The following is a 19,049-nucleotide window of genomic DNA, read 5'->3' as shown; positions in this document are numbered from 1 at the left end:
AAGATGATAATAGAATTGGAGCTAAAAAAATTCCTTTCCGCAATCAGATCGAAGGCTTTTCAGCATCATCATCCTGCTTAGGAGGCGTAGACGGGAAGACAACGTAAAATTCAGTAAAACCCTCAGGAGTGGTTAGCAGCCCAACTTTACCGCCAAGCTTTGCTGTAGCAGTCTTAACGATGTATAGCCCTATACCTCCTGTTTCCGATCGCTCCGATGCCCGGAAGAACATTCTGAAAAGCTTGCCGGGATTCGCTTCGCTGATACCGATACCGTTGTCGATAACACGCACCTTCACTTGGTCCTGGTCATTGGACGTGACATGTATATCTACAAATGAATCTACACGCTCGGAGTCGTTGTAAAACTTGATTGCGTTATCAATGAGGTTCTCCAATACAATGCGAATAAGTTCTTTATCCGATAATATAGTCGATTGATTGCTGATGTGTCTTCTGATCTTTAGCTTTTGAGGAAGTCCTTTCTTCTTCTCCAGCAACAACACATCGTTTACGATTGACTCAAAGTCAATGCGCGCAACACTCAACTTCGAGTTGTTAATCTGGTTGATGATCAGCAAGCGCGTAAGTATAGTATTCAATCGCTCTGCTGTTGTATCAAGCTTGCTCAAGTAGTCGAGTGCCACGGGATCTTTTACATCCATCAAAGCCACGTTACACATACCTTTTAAGCTCGCGAGCGGCCCGCGTATATCATGGGATGTTTTATAGATAAAGTTATCAAGCTCATCATTCACTTGCTTGAGTGATTGATTGACACGCTCCAAATCAACAGTCTTCGACTCAACCTCTTTATCAAGATATTTATTTTTACTTTCCAGTAATTTGTTCTGTTCTTCAATGACTTCCTTCGCCTCCGAAAGCTGAGCATTCACCCGCTTGATCGTCCGGTTACTCCGTTGTAACACCAATACCAATAACCCGGCAAGCATAGCAATTACTGCTATAGCTATATTTAGGTCACGCTGTTGTTTGATTACTTCTTCTTTAGCAGCGATGGTGGCGATGTTTTCGCGTTGTTCGTAATCAGTTTGAACTCTCGACAGGTTCTTAATCAGTGATTCGTTATAAATGCTGTCTTTGAGTTCTATATACTTTTCCTGATACAAGGCTGCCGCTTCAAATTCCTTAGTTTGATTAAACAAAATTGAAAAGGCCTTATATATCTCAATCAATAAAAGATTATAGTCAGTTTCATTTGCAATAGATTCTGCTTCCATTAAGGACTTCCTTGCATCCTCAACCATGTTCATATTGGTATATATTCTTGATAAGTACACAAGGTTCTCGAGCCGCCATCTTTTATCATCTTTCTTCTTAGCTGTTTCATAAGACTTTAAGAAGTATTCCTTTGATTTTAATCTCAGTAAATTATCATGAGTTGTTTCTGACTCGATAAAATAAGATACCCCAAGTCCAAATTCACCTTCAATTCTAATAGCATCACTACAGTTTGTATTGCATATGGCAAAGCCATTCTCGATAAAACTTCTTGCCTTTCTATAATCATTCAATTGATTATAGCAAAGCCCTATATTTATCAATAATCTATCGAGGTCATATGTATCCTTAATCTCGTTTTTTAAGGCTAGGCATTGCTCGTAATAGTCTAGAGCTCTTTCATAATTTTTGAGCTTGAAATAAACAAGCCCTATATTATTCAACGCAATACTAATTTCGTCCTTCTTACCCTGCCTTTCTCTGATAACTAAAGAGCGGAAATGATATTTTAAAGCTTCATCATATTCCGCTCTGAATGTATGTGCTAAAGCCAATGTATTTAGAATCTTTTTTTCTTCGTCCTCAAAATGATTGCGAACAGCACAAGGAAGTATTTGGTTTAATAAAGTGATGGCAGCTTCCAGATTATCCTGCCTGCGTAGCATTTGTCCTTTAATTCTTGTAGACCTAACGATTTCCAAACTGTCTCCTGCTTTGAGCGCAAGTATAATAGCTTCATTCGCGTATACGAGTCCCTGCGTGTCATCTACTCCTGACAACTCAAATGTGAGATTAAGTAAAACATCATATCGCGCTTCATCAGATGTTTTATCCAACAAAGTTTTCAACGAGTCAATTTTAGTTTGTGAATAAGCACACTTGAGAGTGACCAGCAAGAAAGCAAATACAATCAACGGTAAGAATGAGCCTCTCCCTTTAAAAAAAAATTGGTACACGTGTGATCTTCAAAATTTTATTAAACGAAATATTAATTCCTGACAAAGGATCTTTGATGCACAATTTAAGAACAAAATAATCGAAAAACCTAAATCCTTTATTACTATGAAAAAATTGATTTACATTCTCATGCTTTCGTTACTGGCCGGTATAACAGTTACCTCCTGCACAGAAGAAGAAGTAACTCCACAAATTGAGCTAAATGGTGGTGGTGGTGAATCAGAGGACAAAGAAAAACCAAGATAGAAAACATTTCAGTTACATATTTTAATCCAAGATCAGAATGAAAAATAAAGCAATACTCTTCCTATCTATAGCAGCAATACTAACTCTCTCATTTACATTTGTATCGGTTAACCGATTTTCAACCAAAGGTGCTGAGGGTGTTCAAAATAAAGTAGACAAAACCTCAAGTGCGCAACCAGGTGGTTTTGCAATGGAGGATAAACTTTAGTAATAATATTATTCCTCCCGTTTTAGGTTAATATCTAGCATAAAAAACCACAAACAACAATGCTGCTCATGATTCAAAATATAATCATAAGCAGCATTGTTGTTTATATACAATTGAAGGATTTTCTCTATAATCCACAACACAGTTTATGACGTCTGCCAATTAGGCAACAGCAGGTGGGTTGTTCGATTCCCATGATAAGCGGTGTAACAAGGAAAAGAAAAATACTCCCTAAAAAGACAGATTTCTGAACAGCATTCGCACTCGTTTACTTTATCAAACACGTAAGCTATGTAATCCACTGACTAGAATTACGTGTAATAACGCATATTAAAGTAATACTTTAAGTATTAATATATGGTCTTAAGGGACATTTATTACATTATAAAATCGTCATATTACGTAGGAAATGTAACCAAAACAATCTGATTTACCCTGATTCAGATATACAAAATGCTGTTTTAAAGCCTGGCTAACACTGTTTGTAACAGGTAACCAGTAATCTTCAGCAGAAAACCGACATTACCATTGAAATTTCATGTTCTATCGATTTGTGCCACGGCCGGGAAGGGAAACAAGGAGTTCAGCCAGGCAAATATTCTCCTTATTCGAACCAGACCTTGGAATGCAGACGATGATAAATTGTTTATGTCGCTTAAAAGCTTTTGAAATTTACCAGAAGAAAGAATATTGGTCGTTCGTTCCAGCTACTAACTAGCTATCACCCAGCTGGCATGTACTTTCACCCACTCAGCATTCAGTAGTTTACGAATTCGCAGGATACATTCTACGAAATTTATATTCATATCAACCAACATCAAAGTATACCCTTTACCTTCACTAAAACGCAACGTACTTATAATATATATTGGCCCGGTTCTTTACTGTTTGTATACCTTTGGTAGGTGTGTTTTTTAAGATTTCAGATAAATTATTGATAACTATATCTACTTCTCCGCTTGATTTATGTTGTCGTCTGGTTCTGATAGCTGTACACACATTAACTTATTTGTAAAGTTTTGTTATACACTATCCTTTAATCATATATATTTCCTTTGCAAGGGCTATTGATTTTACCTCGTTGCTACAATTGTTTTACAAAACTGCTAATCCAATCAGGATATACTTCGTATACAAGGCCGATATTAAATGGCGGTAGAGATCTTTGATGAAGAGAAATATCAAGAGCTTGAAAAGGAATTAATCCGTTCGAAGCGCGTAAATAGAATTTTGACGTTATCTGCGATTATTTCTTTAGGCCTATTGTTTTACCTAAATCAGTTTTAAAAAATTAGAAGGGGTGACTCACTTTCTTTTTGTGCACTATTTTCAAGAAAGCATCACCCCATCTATGTAGTTCTATGCAACTACTTCCTTATGCGCCTTCCGGGGCGTTAACTGAAGCTGTTGAAACATCTCCTGATCTTTTATATAGCCTGGGTTAGGAGTAGTTAGAAGTTTATCTCCAGCAAATATACTATTGGCTCCTGCCATGAAGCAGAGTGCTTGTTCCTCGAGGTTCATGCGTACACGGCCTGCTGACAAGCGTACCATTGTTCTTGGCATAGTGATACGGGCGGTAGCAATCATGCGTACCATCTCCCACACCGATACCTTAGGTTGATCTTCGAGTGGTGTTCCTTCCACTGGTACTAAAGCATTTACCGGTACTGATTCAGGATGCTCGGGTAACGTTGCTAATGTGAGAAGCATACCGATCCGGTCATCTTCCTGTTCCCCCATACCAATGATACCACCGGAGCATACAGATATATTTGCCTTCCGAACATGGCTTAAGGTATCGAGGCGATCTTTATAGGTACGCGTAGTGATGATATCATCATAGTACTCTTCGCTGGTATCGAGATTGTGATTGTATGCGTAGAGTCCTGCATCTTTCAACTTCTGTGCTTGTTCAGGCGTAAGCATACCGAGTGTGCAGCATACTTCAAGGCCCATTGAGTTCACACCCTTTACCATTTCGATTACTTTATCGAAGTCACGGTTGTCGCGTACCTCGCGCCATGCGGCTCCCATACAGAATCGAGTGCTACCAGATTCTTTCGCTTCTAAAGCTTTCTCTATTACTTCGTTTACTTCCATCAGCTTCTGCACTTTTACTTCGGTGTGATAGCGTGCGGCTTGCGGACAGTACGCGCAGTCTTCAGGACATCCTCCGGTTTTTACCGAGAGCAATGTACATACCTGAACCTCTTGTGGATCATGAAACTCACGGTGTACACTTGCTGCCTGATAGATGAGTTCCAATACAGGTTTATTATAGATGGCTGCGATTTCTTCGCGTGTCCAATTATTGCGTATAGCGGTCATGTATATATTTCAGTAGGTTAATGATTAATGAAGTTGAATTTCGAACGGCATGCGCGCCTGTGTTCCCTGGTAATTTTTAATCTTGTTCAATTGCTGATACCAAATATAAGATTCACCCAATTCAGATTTGATTGCATCGGTCTTCGCATTCTCTTCCAGTTGTGTCATCAGTTGTTCGAGGAAAGCTTTGTGCTTCGGATAGAAACGGATTTTATAGTCATCTGCAACGCCTGCTTTTTCTGCGGCAATTCTCACCGCATCATCAAAGCCTCCGAGTACATCAACAAGTTTCCGTTCGGTTGCCTGTGCACCTGACCATACACGACCAGAAGCTACCTTTTTAATTTCTTCTACAGATATACCTCTGCCTTCTGCTGCTTTACCGGTAAATGTATCATAGTGATCGTTCAGATTCTTCTGCCAGAAATTCTTTTCTGCTTCTGTCAACGGTCTGGATACAGTATACATTTCTCCAAATTCTCCAGTCTTTACTTCGTCAAATGTAATGCCGAGTTTATTACCGAGAAATCCACTCATGTCGAACATCATCCCAAAAATTCCGATAGAGCCTGTGATCGTATGAGGTTGCGCCACGATGGTATCACAGCCCATCGCCATATAATAACCTCCTGATGCCGCATAGTCGCCCATGGAAGCTATCACTGGCTTTGCTTTCTTCGCGAGTTGTATTTCACGCCACATCATATCCGATGCACGAAATTCTCCGCCTGGAGAATTTACACGGATAACAATCGCTTTGATATCATCATCGGTACGTGCTTTACGAATCTCCTCTACAAACGTATCAGCGCCGATTACTTGTTGCTGATCATCAGCTTTACCCGGCATAATCGTACCATCTGCAACGATAACAGCAATCTCGTTCTTAGAACTTTTATAGGATGAGAAGCTCTTCCTATATTTAGTATACTTGATAAATTTTATATCATCACTTTCAGAAAGATTCAAACGGCCTTTCAGATTTTCTGTCAATTGATCCTTATAGAGCAACTCATCTACCAATCCAAATTGTTTTGCTTCTGCTGCATTGTGCACAAGCATTTTATCTGAAATCTCTTTCAGTTTTTCTACCGGGATGTTACGGGATTCTGAAATGCGTTGAAGTGTAAATCCATATATAGAGTTGGCAAGCTCTGTAAGTTGCAGTCTATTCTCAGGACTCATCTTCTCGAGTATAAATGGTTCAACAGCACTTTTAAATTCACCTACTCTAAAGATCTGTGGTTTTATTTCCAGTTTATCGAAGAGACGTTTGAAGAAAGATATCTCTATCGTTAAACCATTGAATTCAACTTCGCCTTCGGGATTAAGGTATATCTTATCAGCAGCCGATGCGAGGTAGTATGCGCTTTCAGACATCACTTCATCGTAGGCAATAACCCATTTACCGCTCTTGCGGAAATCGAGTAATGACTGACGAATTTCCTCAATGGTCGAGAAGCCGGCCATCGGGTAACTTACTTCCAGGTAAATACCTTTGATACTCGCATCATCTTTCGCATGCTTGATTACCTCTTTAAGTTGCAGCAATCCAATCTTGGGTCCTTCACTTGAGAAAGGCAATCCCTCCAACGGATTTTCAGTTTGAAGCTCCGTGATCTGTGCGTCTAATTTCAAATGCAATACTGAGTTGTCCGCTACAATCACTTCATCTTCAGCGGTTATACCTCCAATAACGCCAATCAATAAAATAAAAGAAATGACGGTAAAAAGAATCAGTGCCAAAAAAGCGGCAAAAAAGCTCTTCCAAAAATTCATACGTGTTGACTTTAAGGTTCGAAATTAAGCAATACCCAACCGAATAAAAAAGTATGTTTGCAGGGTACACAATTACATGAACAACGGTATTTTTCTTTTGTTAGGAAGCAATCTGGGCGATCGCGCTCAAAACCTTGAAACTTCCCGAAATCTTATTCAGCAAACGGCTGGAAGAATCGTGAAAGCTTCTTCCATTTATCAAACTGCTGCATGGGGTAAGAGTGATCAACCGGATTTTTATAACCAGGTTATCGAGATTGAAACGCTCCTCGATCCTGACACACTGTTACAAACTACCCTGCAGATCGAAGAGCACATGGGGAGAACGCGGACGGAAGTCTGGGGATCGCGAATAATTGATATTGATATACTTCTTTATGGAGATGTTATTGTCGAGCATGAACGTCTGAAAATACCGCATCCTCAAATGACAAATCGGAGATTTACGTTGGTGCCGCTATCCGAAATTGCATCAGAAGTTATCCACCCCATCACCAGAAAAGAGATTCGAGAACTCTTATTGATCTGTGAAGATCAACTTGCTGTTGTGAAGGTATAAGTGTGTGCACAGTATATATGCACACACCTTTCGATATACCTAAAGACTGGATACTTCTGCTTCCGGTGATATCTTTTTTACAAGACCTTGAAGTACTTTTCCCGGGCCACATTCTATAAATGTTTTGCCACCGTCCTTTACCATATTCTGCACAGATTGTGTCCAGCGAACAGGCGCTGTCAATTGTGCTATCAGGTTTTTCTTGATTGTTGCTATATCTGTTGCCGGTAGTGCATTTACGTTTTGATATACTGCGCAGATCGGTTGTTTAAAGGAAGTGCTTTCAATGGCAGCAGCAAGTTCTTCACGTGCAGGTTCCATCAATGGAGAGTGAAATGCTCCTCCTACCTGGAGTGGCAAAGCACGTTTAGCACCTGCAGCTTTCAGCTTTTCACAGGCGATTTCAATCCCTTTCATCGTTCCTGAAATAACAAGCTGTCCGGGGCAATTATAGTTTGCCGCAACCACAACCTCCTCGATAGACGCACATATATCTTCAACAATCTTATCATCTAAACCAAGGATTGCAGCCATGGTCGAAGGATTAATCTCACAGGCATGTTGCATCGCCAAAGCTCGCTTTGAAACAAGACGAAGGCCATCTTCAAAGGATAATGTTTTATTGGTAACCAATGCGGAGAATTCACCAAGTGAATGGCCCGCAACCATGTCCGGCTGAAAAGTATCGCTCGACAAAGCAATACCTACTGAATGTAGAAATATAGCGGGTTGAGTAACTTTAGTTTGCTTCTGCTCATCTGCGGTTCCTTCAAACATGATCTTAGTCAGTTTAAAGCCAAGGATATCATCTGCCTGATCAAACAGTTCTTTTGCCTTTGCGCTTGATTCATACAGGTCTTTACCCATACCGGTGAACTGTGCACCTTGTCCTGGAAATACATATGCCTTCATAAATTTTCAGATAGGGATAAACTATCCGCGCTCAAAAATAATAAAAAGCTGAAATGTGTGAAGATTGTGCTTGTAATCGGCTAATTATTACGACATCCCAACGGCTGAAGCATTGTAAATCGAACAGGCACGATCGACTTGATTTCCAAGTTTATCGTGCCTGCTATAAGATTCAATTATATCTTTTACCTATTGCTGACCGTCTACCAAATGCACCCATCCTTTAAAGGTTTGAGTACTGCTTCCAGGGTCAAGAGTAATAAAGGTGACTTCAGCTACATAATAGTAAACAGCGGGTGATAACTCTACACCACTGGAATTTTTACCATCCCAGTCAATGAATATACTATTCTCACTGCCAGACTCATAACTATATACTTCTTGTCCCCAGCGGTTAAACACTTTGAACTTAACTTTCTCTACAAAGCGTGCACATTTTTCTATCAGGTTCTGAGGTATAACGCACTCTTCTGGATTTGAACAGCTCTCCAAGTAATCACGGATGTTGAAGGCACTAAACACATCATTCTTGCCATCACCGTTTGGTGTAAATACATTCGGTAATTCATAGTAAGGACAGTTGTCATTACATACAGGCTCGCTGGGTTCACTCTCATTTCCGGAGCGGTCTACTGCTACTATAGTATAGCATCGCGCGAAGGAAGGAAGATTTGTATCCGAATATGTTGTTTGTACAGCCGGTACTTCTGCAATGAAAACACTCTCACCTCCAGGTGTGGCAGATCTATATATCCGATAGCTGCTAATATCTGATTGGCATTCGGTAGCTGCATCATTGCTCCAGTTCAGCACATTGCTATAAGTACTTCCAAAACATGAGTTCTGCTGTGACTTGAATTGATCGCAATCCAGTAAGTCAACAGTAAGAATAGGTTTGCAAGGAGGAATGCTATCTCCTGGTTGTACACAAATTATTTGCGAGAAGTTCTCCAGCGGCTCCGGAATTTTAGCAGGGTTACCATATCCCCCACGCGTTTTTACACGATAGCAGTATGTTGTTCCTTCGTTCAGTGGAGTATTGTTGTATTGTCCCTTATCTGTATACTGTAATCCATCGATCGTGGCATCTATACTATCAATCAGAACAAGCTCTGACTCGGTAGAACCTTCAGGGCCTCTATAGATGAGATGCCTCGGATGATCTTGTATCTGATTAGACCAAGGCACAACGGCTGTCCAATTCAATTGAATTTGTCCTACTTGTGATTTTGTATCAAGCCTTACAGCAGAGGCAACATCTGAAGCGCCCACGAATTTAATAGGCAGAGACGAACCTGGAGAATATGCTGCTATACTATAATTATATATACTCTCTTCGGTATTCAGCCCAGGATCGAGGAACGTAGTATCGCTTAGGGTAGCGACAAGCGTTGAATCTGTGCCGCGTGTATACCCGATAGCCCTATATACTTCATAAGTATAAGGCGGTGGATATAGTGTCTTATTGGCATCGAATGGTCGCTTCCAACTGACGCGTATTTGTCCATCTGTAGTACCTGTTTTTTCAACACTCACATTTGTAATAATGGGAACATCGGCAGGAATCGGCCCGACACAAGTATCTTTTGATACATAACTTTCTCCTCCATCTGGAAGTGGAAATGTAGCCACGAGTCTGTAGCAGTACATAGCACCCGGTGCCAGCCCTTTACCTCCGTTGTTATCTATATACTGTGTTACCTGAGTTCCAGAAGCAGTCTTAGCTGCAATGGTAGCAATGTTGGTATATCCTAAATAGTCGGGCATACCGGTCTGGCAAGTATCCGGCCTGAAAGAAGTACTATCAACTTTACGCCATATCTGCATTTTCTCGGCATTAACACAGAAGTATGGATCCCATTTTATAGTCGCCTGTCGTTTACTGATATCCAATGTCGCGTCATTCCACTTTGGTGCCGGCCCGACAACTTTAATACGCCATGTTTTATAGGTGACGAGCGAGACACCATTACTCCGGCTATCGGAAACTTTAAACACTACCTGGTACGGTTGCTCACGAATATGCTCACAGGTTGTGTGCCATTCAAACTCCAGTTTACCTGGCGAGTTTTGGAATATAGCAGGATCCGGCGAAACAGTAGCCGGTGACTCTGAAGGTATAAATTCAAAAATCTGAGAGAAGGCTTCGAGCTTCACTTTATCTGGTGGTATATCTGGATCTGTTCCAATTATAGTTTCCTTCAGTGTCTTTCCGGCTTCAATACAAACATCTTCTGGTACTTCAAGATCTGGTCGCTGATTATTACAATCATCTTCTACAATGATTTGCATATCACGTCTTACATATCCCATTGCTACCCATTTACCAAGTACCTTCCGCCACTCGCGAACGATGAATGCTATATTATATTCTCCGGCAAACCCGGGAGCATCCCAGGTGATGGTGCCATCCAGTGAATTTATATTAAAGACAGGAGGGCCATCATCAGTTTCATTACCGGTATTGAAGTCAACATAAAATTTAGGGTCGTTGGGAGCTCTATAGTTTAAAACAGTTGCGTTACGGTCTCTATAAGGAACAACCATTTCATATGATAAACTATCATTTCCATCTGGATCAAAGGCACCCGGGTTGTGAAAAAAAGCTTTGCCGGAGCAAGCTCTGTCGATTGGAGGAATAGTAAGATCAGCTGGTGTACTGCAGCCCAAAAAAGGATCAATAACAATTTGTGTTTCTATATAGAAGGTAGTGTTTACCGAATTGTCCATGTTAAGAACACCTTCGTTACGGTTAGGCTCTACATAGCTGATTGTATATCTGCCAGGACCACCGTATGTCCATTCAACAGTATAGAATGCACGCGCAATACCACGTTGTGCATCGATCACAGAATAGTTGGGATGACCTGGACCAATCTCAGGAATCAATATTCTTGGACTCTTATCACCGAAATCTAGGTAATCCTGGTCGCCACCAAAAAGAACATTTGTATTGAGCGTGTTGGTATAAACAATAACGGTTATGCTATATTTTTTTGCGTCACAGGTTCCTATCCTCTTAACAATGATATTTCCTGCGCGTAAGTGCGTGGCAAATGCTGTTACGCCTGATAAAATAAAACAAAAGACCAGGAAAATTCCTCGTACTATACTTCGGGTTAAAAGGGGCGCCTTCATGGATGTAAATGTATTGTCCTGTTGATCAACATCAAAAGAATACGATAAGTTACAATATAAAATCTTCCGATTGAACTTGAAAGATCAACTACTTTAACGGTATGAAACCGTTTTTATTCTTAACCTGGGACCAGTTTTTAAAAATTTGGCAGGTTTTCACTCCCCCTCCCGTCAGTTCTTTCCGATCCTTCATCAAAACAACGTAACACTTTGCTTTCATAACGGCGCCTCGAATATCTCACTTCACTTCGTCTCCAGACCAGCCCAATTAGAAATGTATTACAAGGGTTGAGGTGACCTCATCATCAATCCTTTTATACCTCACTATAAAAATTACTTAAGCAGTTAATTTATAATGTATACCTGATCACCTATTTGCACGATCCTCGGAATGTATTTACCAGCTTTACTTTCCGCTGATCGATAATTATTTTTGAGTATTCATAAAATAATTATACCCTTAATTTTCTCTCTTGGATATAATCTAATATCTTCGTCTCTACCAAACCAACCTATTAACCGTTCATGAAATCCGATCCTAAAGCCTTGAAGGCTTCCTTGCTAAAACGCGAGCTAGAACTTCAACGCCTTATTCGTCAAATGAAATTTGATCAACTTCACAACAGTTCAGTGTACAGAAATCTTGAAAAGGAACTGACCGTTGTAAAAGAACAGCTTACCTTTCAGGAATCCTGACGACCAGGCTCCCATACTTTTATAAGTAGTATCTTAAAATTTATCACAAAACCCTTTGTGTAGATTACTGTCATGTCTAAAAAAGGTTTGATCCTTCGATACAAATCATTGAACTTTACGCGCTTAAACTATTGATAACACTATGCGCGTAGTTGGAGAAATCCCACATCCGGATTGCAAGATTACCCTCTTTGCCTGGAACAACCGCTACCTTATTAAATTTGAGCAAGGGCTTATGGAACAAACTTTTAAGATCAACGAGTATGATATTACGGCCGAAGCTGATCTTCGCACCTTGATCAACGAAGAGTTTATCCGCCAGACCCTCACCCGGTTTGAAGAAATGGAGACTAGCCTTCGCGACAGGTTGAATGTGATAGGTTAACTGTTGTGTGGCCTTAAGATTTAACGAATAACCATAACGTTCAACTTTTCACTATTTTGCGTCCCCGAATGGAAGTCGTAGAGAAGAAAAATAAGAATAAGAAGTACAAGCCCATCCTGGATGGTATACCTGATTGGCCTGTCTATCAATTGAGTAAAAACCGCAAGGAGTTTATAGAAGAGGTTGCGAATAATTCCATTGCACGTGTAAAGGAATTACGCCCTACCACGAAACAACTTATTGACGAACTTCAAACTACTGTTTATCGCGAACAACAACGCATGAAGCGGAATCGCTGGCGTGTTGATCCGGTAGATGAACCACGCTTTTGGGCCTCGATCAAAGAGGACATGGTAGGTCTCGATACGAAACCTCCAGAAGAAGCTCAAGTTAAAGCTGAGGAAATTTTGCATCGAATCGTTTCCCGCTATGCGAATGAAATTGCGGGAAACTTTAACGCCAGTTCCTATAAAGTAACTCGCGAGATTGTAAAATTCTGGTTCTCGCGTTTATTGAATGGAGCACGTGTAAAAAAATTCGGTGCCTTTTTCAGGAATCGCTATACGCTACGCGATAAGATTCACATTGTTGGTAAAGTAAAGCAACTGCGAACACTGGCCACAAAGGGAACAGTGATCATGGTGCCTACACACTTTAGCAATCTTGACTCCATCCTCATCGGGTGGGTTATTCATTCGCTTGGATTACCTGCCTTTATATATGGAGCCGGGCTGAATCTTTTTAACATCAAGATCTTCGCTTACTTTATGAATAGCCTTGGTGCTTATAAAGTTGATCGAAGAAAAAAGAATCTTCCTTACCTCGAAACACTTAAATTATACTCAACGCTTGCCATACAAAAGGGAGCGCATAGTTTATTTTTCCCCGGGGGAACACGCTCGCGTTCGGGAGTTCTTGAAAAACAACTCAAGCTCGGATTACTCAGTTCAGCCGTTGAGGCGCAACGCAATCTATACATTGATTCTTTAGCAAAAGATGAAGAGGTACGGAAGATCTTTGTTGTTCCTGTTACACTGAATTATCACTTCGTACTGGAGGCACCAGACTTAATTGATGATTATCTATCGGTAAAAGGACAAGATCGTTATCTGCCAGAACAAGATAAATATGGTAGCTGGCAATTGCTTCAGTTCCTGTTCAAATTCTTCACCAAAGGATCTAATATTTCAGTTTCCATTGGCAAGGCGCTCGATGTTATGGGTAACTATGTAGATGACAATGGCAACAGCCTTGATCCGCAGGGAAGAATTATCGATACACGTGACTACTTTATCAGCAATGAACAAATAACGATTGACAAACAACGGGAAGATGAATATACCCGGATGTTAAGTCAGAAGATCGTATCGGAGTATCATCGCATCAACAGAGTATTCGCAAGTCACCTGGTTGCTTTTGTGGCATTTGAATTATGGCAGAAGAAGCATCCAAAACTTGACCTGTTCGGACTGCTGCGTCTTCCGGAAGAAGATCAAGTTATACCATACGAAGAATTTCGCGAAACGTGTAAACGCGTTCGCAAGCAGATCTATAAATTAAAAGATGAAGGTAAAGTATACCATGCTACACATCTGAAAGGTAATATTGATTTAGTTATCCGTCATGGGCTCGACAACGTGGGTATATTTCATTTGAAAAGACCGCTGTTGCTTAACCGTGAAGGAAACATAATCACGAAAGACTTCAATACATTATATTATTACCACAACAGGCTGGTTGGCTATGACCTTGAAAAGTTTATCTGACGATAAACCGGTTGGCGTAATCGGGGCTGGTAATTTCGGCAGTGTGGTGGCAAACCTTCTGGCGCAGCACCGTAAAGTATTACTCTATGCTCGTGATGAGAAAGTAATACAACGCATTCTGGAGACACGTGAAAACCGCGGGCACATGATGCACGCGAACATTGAACCTATCAACGACCTCGCTGTCATGGCACGCGAGTGTAACGTGTTGTTCCCGATTGTTCCATCGGAGCATTTTCGCTCTATGATGAAACAATTGTCACCACATCTTCACCCCTACCATATTTTAATTCATGGCACAAAAGGTTTTGACCTTACGCTTACAAATGGTCAAAGCATAGAGACTATAACAAAGCTGAATCGAAGCCAGGTAAAAACCATGAGTGAAGTGATCATGGAAGAAAGTGTTGTTGTTCGCGTGGGATGTCTGGCGGGCCCTAACCTTTCCAAAGAGCTTGCGGCAAATCAACCGGCAGCAACAGTTATAGCCAGTCATTTCAACGAAGTAATTACTCTTGGCAAACAATTACTGCGCAACGACCACTTCCAGGTATATGGCAACAACGATCTTGTTGGAGTTGAACTCGCAGGTGTCCTTAAAAATATTATTGCTATAGCAGCGGGAGCATTAAGTGGTCTTGGCTATGGCGAAAACGCAAAAGGATTATTAGTCAGTCGCGGCATGGTGGAAATGATATACCTCGGCCGTGCCCTGGGAGGAAATACAAAAGCATTTTTAGGAGTTGCTGGTATAGGTGATCTCGTAACTACTTGTAACAGTTCGTTGAGCAGAAACTTTACGATCGGTCACCGGCTTGCTAAAGGTGAAACGCTAAAACAGATTCTGGAGAGCACCGATGAAGTTGCTGAGGGTATAAATACCATTCGCATTACAAAGAAATGCGCTGACTATTACAAGGTTCGCGCACCGATTACAAATACACTATACCAAGTGCTGTTTGAAGATCTTACCATGAAGCAAGCACTCCGTTACCTGATGCGCTACCCGCTAAATGTTGATATTGATTTTCTTTAACACTTAGCATTATCCGTTAGTCGCATCCACAGGCAACGTATATACAGTCAACGATTAACAACAAAAAAGCAGCAGGCTTATGGCTTGCTGCTTTTTTCAATATATAGTATAGTAAAATTACTTCACTACATTAATCTTCAAGGTGTTTGTACGCGCTTTTTCCTGAATCGGCATACTTGCCAGAATGATGAACAAGTCACCGGATTGAACGTGTCCTTCTTCTTTCAGAATTTTTTCCACATCGGCTATAGTTTCGTCAGTAGAATTTATCTTATCATAATGATACGCTTGTGTTCCCCACACCAGGTTCATTTTTGTCAACAACGATTTGTTGGATGTAAACACAAATATATTTGCATTCGGTCTATAGGCTGAAGATTGAAAAGCAGTATAGCCGGATTGTGTCATCCCTACAATTGCTTTTGCTCCTACATCTTTAGCAAGTTTACAAGCTGCTAATACAAAGTTATCGTGGTTATAGGTTGGTGAATTTTTATTTACATCACGGAAGCGATAATAAATATTCGGGCTCTTCTCTACGGAAGCTACCGTACGCACCATACTGCGAATTACTTCAATCGGGTATTTACCGGCAGCTGTTTCTGCTGAAAGCATTACTGCATCAGCGCCATCCATTACTGCATTGGCAACGTCATTGGTTTCAGCGCGTGTAGGGCGAGGGTTCTCAATCATACTCTCCATCATCTGCGTAGCAACAATAACAGGCTTCCCTGCTTTGTTACATTTCTCAACCAGCATTTTCTGAACCATCGGCACTTCTTCGAGCCAGATTTCAACCCCCAGATCTCCACGTGCTACCATTACAGCATCCGTTAAAGCGATGATCTCATCAATGTTGCTAAGGGCTTCTGGTTTTTCAATCTTCGCTACAATCCGCGCATTGGATTTTTTTGAATCGATGATAGAACGTAATGATTCTATATCGAAAGCTTTACGTACAAAAGAAAGCGCGATCCAATCCACATCATTTGCCAAACCGAATTCAAGGTCTTTCAAATCTTTTTCTGTCAATGAGGGAGCAGAAACTTTTGTGAATGGAAGATTTATACCTTTTCGTGATTTAAGAGGTCCGCCATAAACAACTTCTGTTACTACATCTATATCACGGATTTCCTTTACTTTCAATTCTATCTTACCATCATCAACCAGAATGGTATCACCAACTTTTACATCTCTCGGAAGATTTTTGTACGAAGTGCTGGCGATCTCACGATTACCAACCAAGTCACGTGTTGTGATGATCAGTTCTTGTCCACGTTCGATTACAGTGCCTGGCTCAACTTCATCCACTCTGATTTTCGGGCCTTGTAAATCCTGCAGCAGCGATACCGTTGTCCCTAACTCTTTGTTCAACTCGCGTACGAAGTTGATTACTTTCAAATGATCTTCATGTTTACCATGAGAGAAGTTAAGCCGGAAAACATCGACTCCTTCTTTGATCAATGCGTGAAGCATCTCTTTTGAATTTGAAGCAGGGCCTACAGTGGCAACAATTTTAGTCTTGTTGAACGATACTTTTTCTAACATAAAGGTTTAAGATATTTCGTATGGATGAATAATATGAAATAAATCAGCGTGCATGGAAGGGATCAGAAAATAAAATTTGATTTAGACTTGAGGCCATCCATAGGTATGAACGCCACAAACTGAATAGAAGGTATTGACTTGATCAACTCCAGCAACTGCAGATGGGTGTACTGATCTTTCATAGCCGCCAAAATTATAAAATCGAAGTGAGGAAATTCAGGGATTAAAAAATACTTTCCGGGCTCAGTATCCAAAGGTTTGTTTTTAAACAGTTTCAAACGATTGAGTTGAGTTTCAAAAGCATAGAAAGAAAAAAATTTTTCTTCATTATTTTTAAATCCCACTGCTAAATCGGGCTGTTTTACCAGTTGAACATGTAATGCCTGGTTAATTTCCCACGCGAGTTTATAGCCACGTGCTGTTGAGGTCAGTCCCAACAGATCAAAGTCATATTCATATTCGATAACAAGTTTGCTTTTCTTCATTTTCCTATGAATTCACTCCTTATTAGAGCTTTGAGGCTATTCAAAAAAGTTTGATAATATTCACGTAAATCTCTTTCTTTGCAACTGATTTTTAAATCATAAACCTTAAAAACATGTCTGAAATTGCACAAAAAGTAAAGCAGATCATCATCGAAAAACTTGGTGTTGAAGAATCTGAAGTTACTCCTGAGGCTAGCTTCACTAACGACCTTGGAGCTGACTCACTTGACACCGTAGAACTTATTATGGAGTTCGAAAAGGAATTCAATATTTCTATCCCGGACGACCAGGCTGAAAATATTTCTACTGTTGGCCAGGCCATCTCTTACTTGGAGCAAAACGTAAAGAAATAATTGACCACTGCCTTTATACAACCACACCCCATAGATCATGAGATTGAAGCGAGTAGTCGTTACAGGACTTGGTGCACTCACACCCATCGGCAATACGTTAACAGCGTTTTGGGATGGACTAAAAAACGGTAAAAGTGGAGCAGCTCCCATAACACGCTTTGATTCAACGCTCTTTAAAACAAAGTTTGCCTGCGAAGTAAAAAACTTCGACATCGGTAACTTTATGGACCGTAAGGAAGCGCGTAAGATGGACCCGTTCGCGCAATATGCTATGGTGGCTGTGGATGAGGCTATAAAAGATGCTAACCTCCCGCTAGCTGAACTCAACCCAAATCGCGTTGGTGTGATCTGGGGTTCCGGTATCGGGGGGTTATTAACTTTTCAGGAAGAAGTAAAGGTATATGCCAAAGGCGATGGAACTCCAAGATTCAATCCCTTCTTTATTCCTAAAATGATCCCTGACCTCAGCGCAGGTCATATCTCTATTAAATATGGTTTTCGCGGGCCGAACTATGTAACCGTTTCTGCCTGTGCTTCTTCTACCAATGCATTGTATGACGCCTTTACTTTTTTACGTTTAGGAAAGGCCGACATTATTGTATCCGGTGGTTCTGAAGCTGCTGTATGTGAAGCAGGTGTGGGTGGATTCAATGCTTTAAGAGCGCTCTCTGAGCGTAACAATTCTCCGGAGACTGCATCACGTCCTTATGATAAAGACCGTGATGGCTTTGTACTTGGCGAAGGAGCCGGTGCATTGATTCTAGAGGAGTATGAACACGCTGTGAAAAGGGGAGCTAAAATTTATGCAGAAGTGATTGGTGGCGGTATGTCATCCGACGCTTATCACATCACGGCTCCTCATCCAGACGGAGCCGGCATCATCCAGGTAATGTATAATGCATTGGAAGATGCTGAAATTACTGTAGACCAAATCGATTACATTAATACACATGGTACCTCTACACCACTAGGTGATATAGGTGAGATTCGCGCGATACAAAAAGTATTTGGTGAGCATGCTTATAAATTAAACATCAGCTCTACCAAATCAATGACGGGACATTTATTGGGTGCCGCAGGAGCGATAGAAAGTATAGCGTGTATCATGGCAATCAATCATTCCATCGTCCCTCCTACTATCAATCACTTCGAGGATGACCCGGAACTTGATCCTAAATTGAATATGACTTTTAACAAAGCACAGGAACGCAACGTAAACATCGCGTTGAGTAATACCTTTGGCTTTGGTGGTCATAACTTCTCCGTGATCTTCAAGAAAATCTGATTCTTTTAAGGATAATATTCACGAGGGCTTCTGATTTTTTCATTGGGAGTCCGGTATAGGCTTGTGTATACTTCACAGGTATTATTGAAAGAGGCTGAAATATACTTTTGATTATTTTTTCACC

The 19,049-nt window shown here is 40.7% G+C and carries 16 protein-coding genes; 9 read left to right on the top strand and 7 right to left on the bottom strand.

The window, feature by feature from the left end; translation table 11 throughout:
* Nucleotides 1-43: 43 nt before the first annotated feature.
* Nucleotides 44-2,197: a tetratricopeptide repeat-containing sensor histidine kinase gene (locus B5Y40_RS08010; RefSeq protein ID WP_221408877.1), complete on the bottom strand. Its 2,154-nt coding sequence runs from the start codon at nt 2,195-2,197 to the stop codon at nt 44-46.
* A 106-nt stretch (nt 2,198-2,303) separates the two neighbouring features.
* Here B5Y40_RS08010 and B5Y40_RS29570 point away from each other — a divergent pair, with 106 nt between their 5' ends.
* Together B5Y40_RS29570 and B5Y40_RS29565 are read left to right on the top strand one after the other, a co-directional pair.
* Nucleotides 2,304-2,444, top strand: coding sequence for a hypothetical protein (locus B5Y40_RS29570; RefSeq protein ID WP_159453631.1), 141 nt, complete (start codon nt 2,304-2,306; stop codon nt 2,442-2,444).
* 37 nt (nt 2,445-2,481) lie between these two features.
* On the top strand, nt 2,482-2,652 hold the full coding sequence (locus B5Y40_RS29565; RefSeq protein WP_159453630.1) for a hypothetical protein: 171 nt from the start codon (nt 2,482-2,484) through the stop codon (nt 2,650-2,652).
* Nucleotides 2,653-4,011: 1,359 nt separating this feature from the next.
* On the opposite strand, the gene bioB is transcribed toward B5Y40_RS29565, so the two are convergent.
* Complete coding sequence (bioB, locus tag B5Y40_RS08005; RefSeq protein WP_079686166.1) at nt 4,012-4,983, bottom strand: biotin synthase BioB; 972 nt, start codon at nt 4,981-4,983, stop codon at nt 4,012-4,014.
* 24 nt (nt 4,984-5,007) lie between these two features.
* Complete coding sequence (sppA, locus tag B5Y40_RS08000) at nt 5,008-6,762, bottom strand: signal peptide peptidase SppA (RefSeq protein ID WP_079686165.1); 1,755 nt, start codon at nt 6,760-6,762, stop codon at nt 5,008-5,010.
* 76 nt (nt 6,763-6,838) lie between these two features.
* On the opposite strand from sppA, the gene folK reads away from it, so the two are divergent.
* Nucleotides 6,839-7,321, top strand: a complete 483-nt coding sequence (gene folK, locus B5Y40_RS07995; RefSeq protein WP_079686164.1) for a 2-amino-4-hydroxy-6-hydroxymethyldihydropteridine diphosphokinase — start codon at nt 6,839-6,841, stop codon at nt 7,319-7,321.
* Between the two features lie 39 nt (nt 7,322-7,360).
* Here folK and fabD read toward each other — a convergent pair whose 3' ends face one another.
* Complete coding sequence (gene fabD / locus B5Y40_RS07990) at nt 7,361-8,233, bottom strand: ACP S-malonyltransferase (RefSeq protein ID WP_079686163.1); 873 nt, start codon at nt 8,231-8,233, stop codon at nt 7,361-7,363.
* A gap of 189 nt (nt 8,234-8,422) precedes the next feature.
* Nucleotides 8,423-11,371: a T9SS type B sorting domain-containing protein gene (locus tag B5Y40_RS07985; RefSeq protein WP_079686162.1), complete on the bottom strand. Its 2,949-nt coding sequence runs from the start codon at nt 11,369-11,371 to the stop codon at nt 8,423-8,425.
* A 525-nt stretch (nt 11,372-11,896) separates the two neighbouring features.
* Between B5Y40_RS07985 and B5Y40_RS29560 the strand changes: the two genes are divergently transcribed.
* The 4 genes from B5Y40_RS29560 (at nt 11,897) to B5Y40_RS07970 (ending at nt 15,254) form a co-directional block, all read left to right on the top strand.
* Nucleotides 11,897-12,067 carry a hypothetical protein gene (locus B5Y40_RS29560; protein ID WP_159453629.1) on the top strand — a complete coding sequence of 57 codons (171 nt, stop codon included), beginning with the start codon at nt 11,897-11,899 and terminating at the stop codon, nt 12,065-12,067.
* A gap of 142 nt (nt 12,068-12,209) precedes the next feature.
* On the top strand, nt 12,210-12,452 hold the full coding sequence (locus B5Y40_RS07980; RefSeq protein WP_079686161.1) for a hypothetical protein: 243 nt from the start codon (nt 12,210-12,212) through the stop codon (nt 12,450-12,452).
* A gap of 68 nt (nt 12,453-12,520) precedes the next feature.
* Nucleotides 12,521-14,218: a 1-acyl-sn-glycerol-3-phosphate acyltransferase gene (locus B5Y40_RS07975; protein ID WP_079686160.1), complete on the top strand. Its 1,698-nt coding sequence runs from the start codon at nt 12,521-12,523 to the stop codon at nt 14,216-14,218.
* Complete coding sequence (locus B5Y40_RS07970) at nt 14,196-15,254, top strand: NAD(P)H-dependent glycerol-3-phosphate dehydrogenase (protein WP_079686159.1); 1,059 nt, start codon at nt 14,196-14,198, stop codon at nt 15,252-15,254. The genes B5Y40_RS07975 and B5Y40_RS07970 overlap by 23 nt, the downstream gene beginning before the upstream one ends.
* A gap of 117 nt (nt 15,255-15,371) precedes the next feature.
* On the opposite strand, the gene pyk is transcribed toward B5Y40_RS07970, so the two are convergent.
* Both pyk and B5Y40_RS07960 read right to left on the bottom strand, forming a co-directional pair.
* Nucleotides 15,372-16,802 carry a pyruvate kinase gene (gene pyk, locus B5Y40_RS07965; protein WP_079686158.1) on the bottom strand — a complete coding sequence of 477 codons (1,431 nt, stop codon included), beginning with the start codon at nt 16,800-16,802 and terminating at the stop codon, nt 15,372-15,374.
* Nucleotides 16,803-16,864: 62 nt separating this feature from the next.
* Complete coding sequence (locus tag B5Y40_RS07960; RefSeq protein ID WP_079686157.1) at nt 16,865-17,287, bottom strand: IPExxxVDY family protein; 423 nt, start codon at nt 17,285-17,287, stop codon at nt 16,865-16,867.
* Between the two features lie 113 nt (nt 17,288-17,400).
* Between B5Y40_RS07960 and B5Y40_RS07955 the strand changes: the two genes are divergently transcribed.
* On the top strand, nt 17,401-17,640 hold the full coding sequence (locus B5Y40_RS07955) for an acyl carrier protein (RefSeq protein ID WP_025537672.1): 240 nt from the start codon (nt 17,401-17,403) through the stop codon (nt 17,638-17,640).
* Nucleotides 17,641-17,677: 37 nt separating this feature from the next.
* On the top strand, nt 17,678-18,925 hold the full coding sequence (gene fabF, locus B5Y40_RS07950) for a beta-ketoacyl-ACP synthase II (RefSeq protein ID WP_079686156.1): 1,248 nt from the start codon (nt 17,678-17,680) through the stop codon (nt 18,923-18,925).
* Nucleotides 18,926-19,049: the final 124 nt, after the last annotated feature.

The sequence above is a fragment of the Ohtaekwangia koreensis genome (assembly GCF_900167975.1).
GTDB classification, from domain to species: Bacteria; Bacteroidota; Bacteroidia; order Cytophagales; family Cyclobacteriaceae; genus Ohtaekwangia; species Ohtaekwangia koreensis.
The sequence above is the reverse complement of the archived record's forward strand: the minus strand, read 5'-3'. Positions and strand labels throughout refer to the sequence as shown.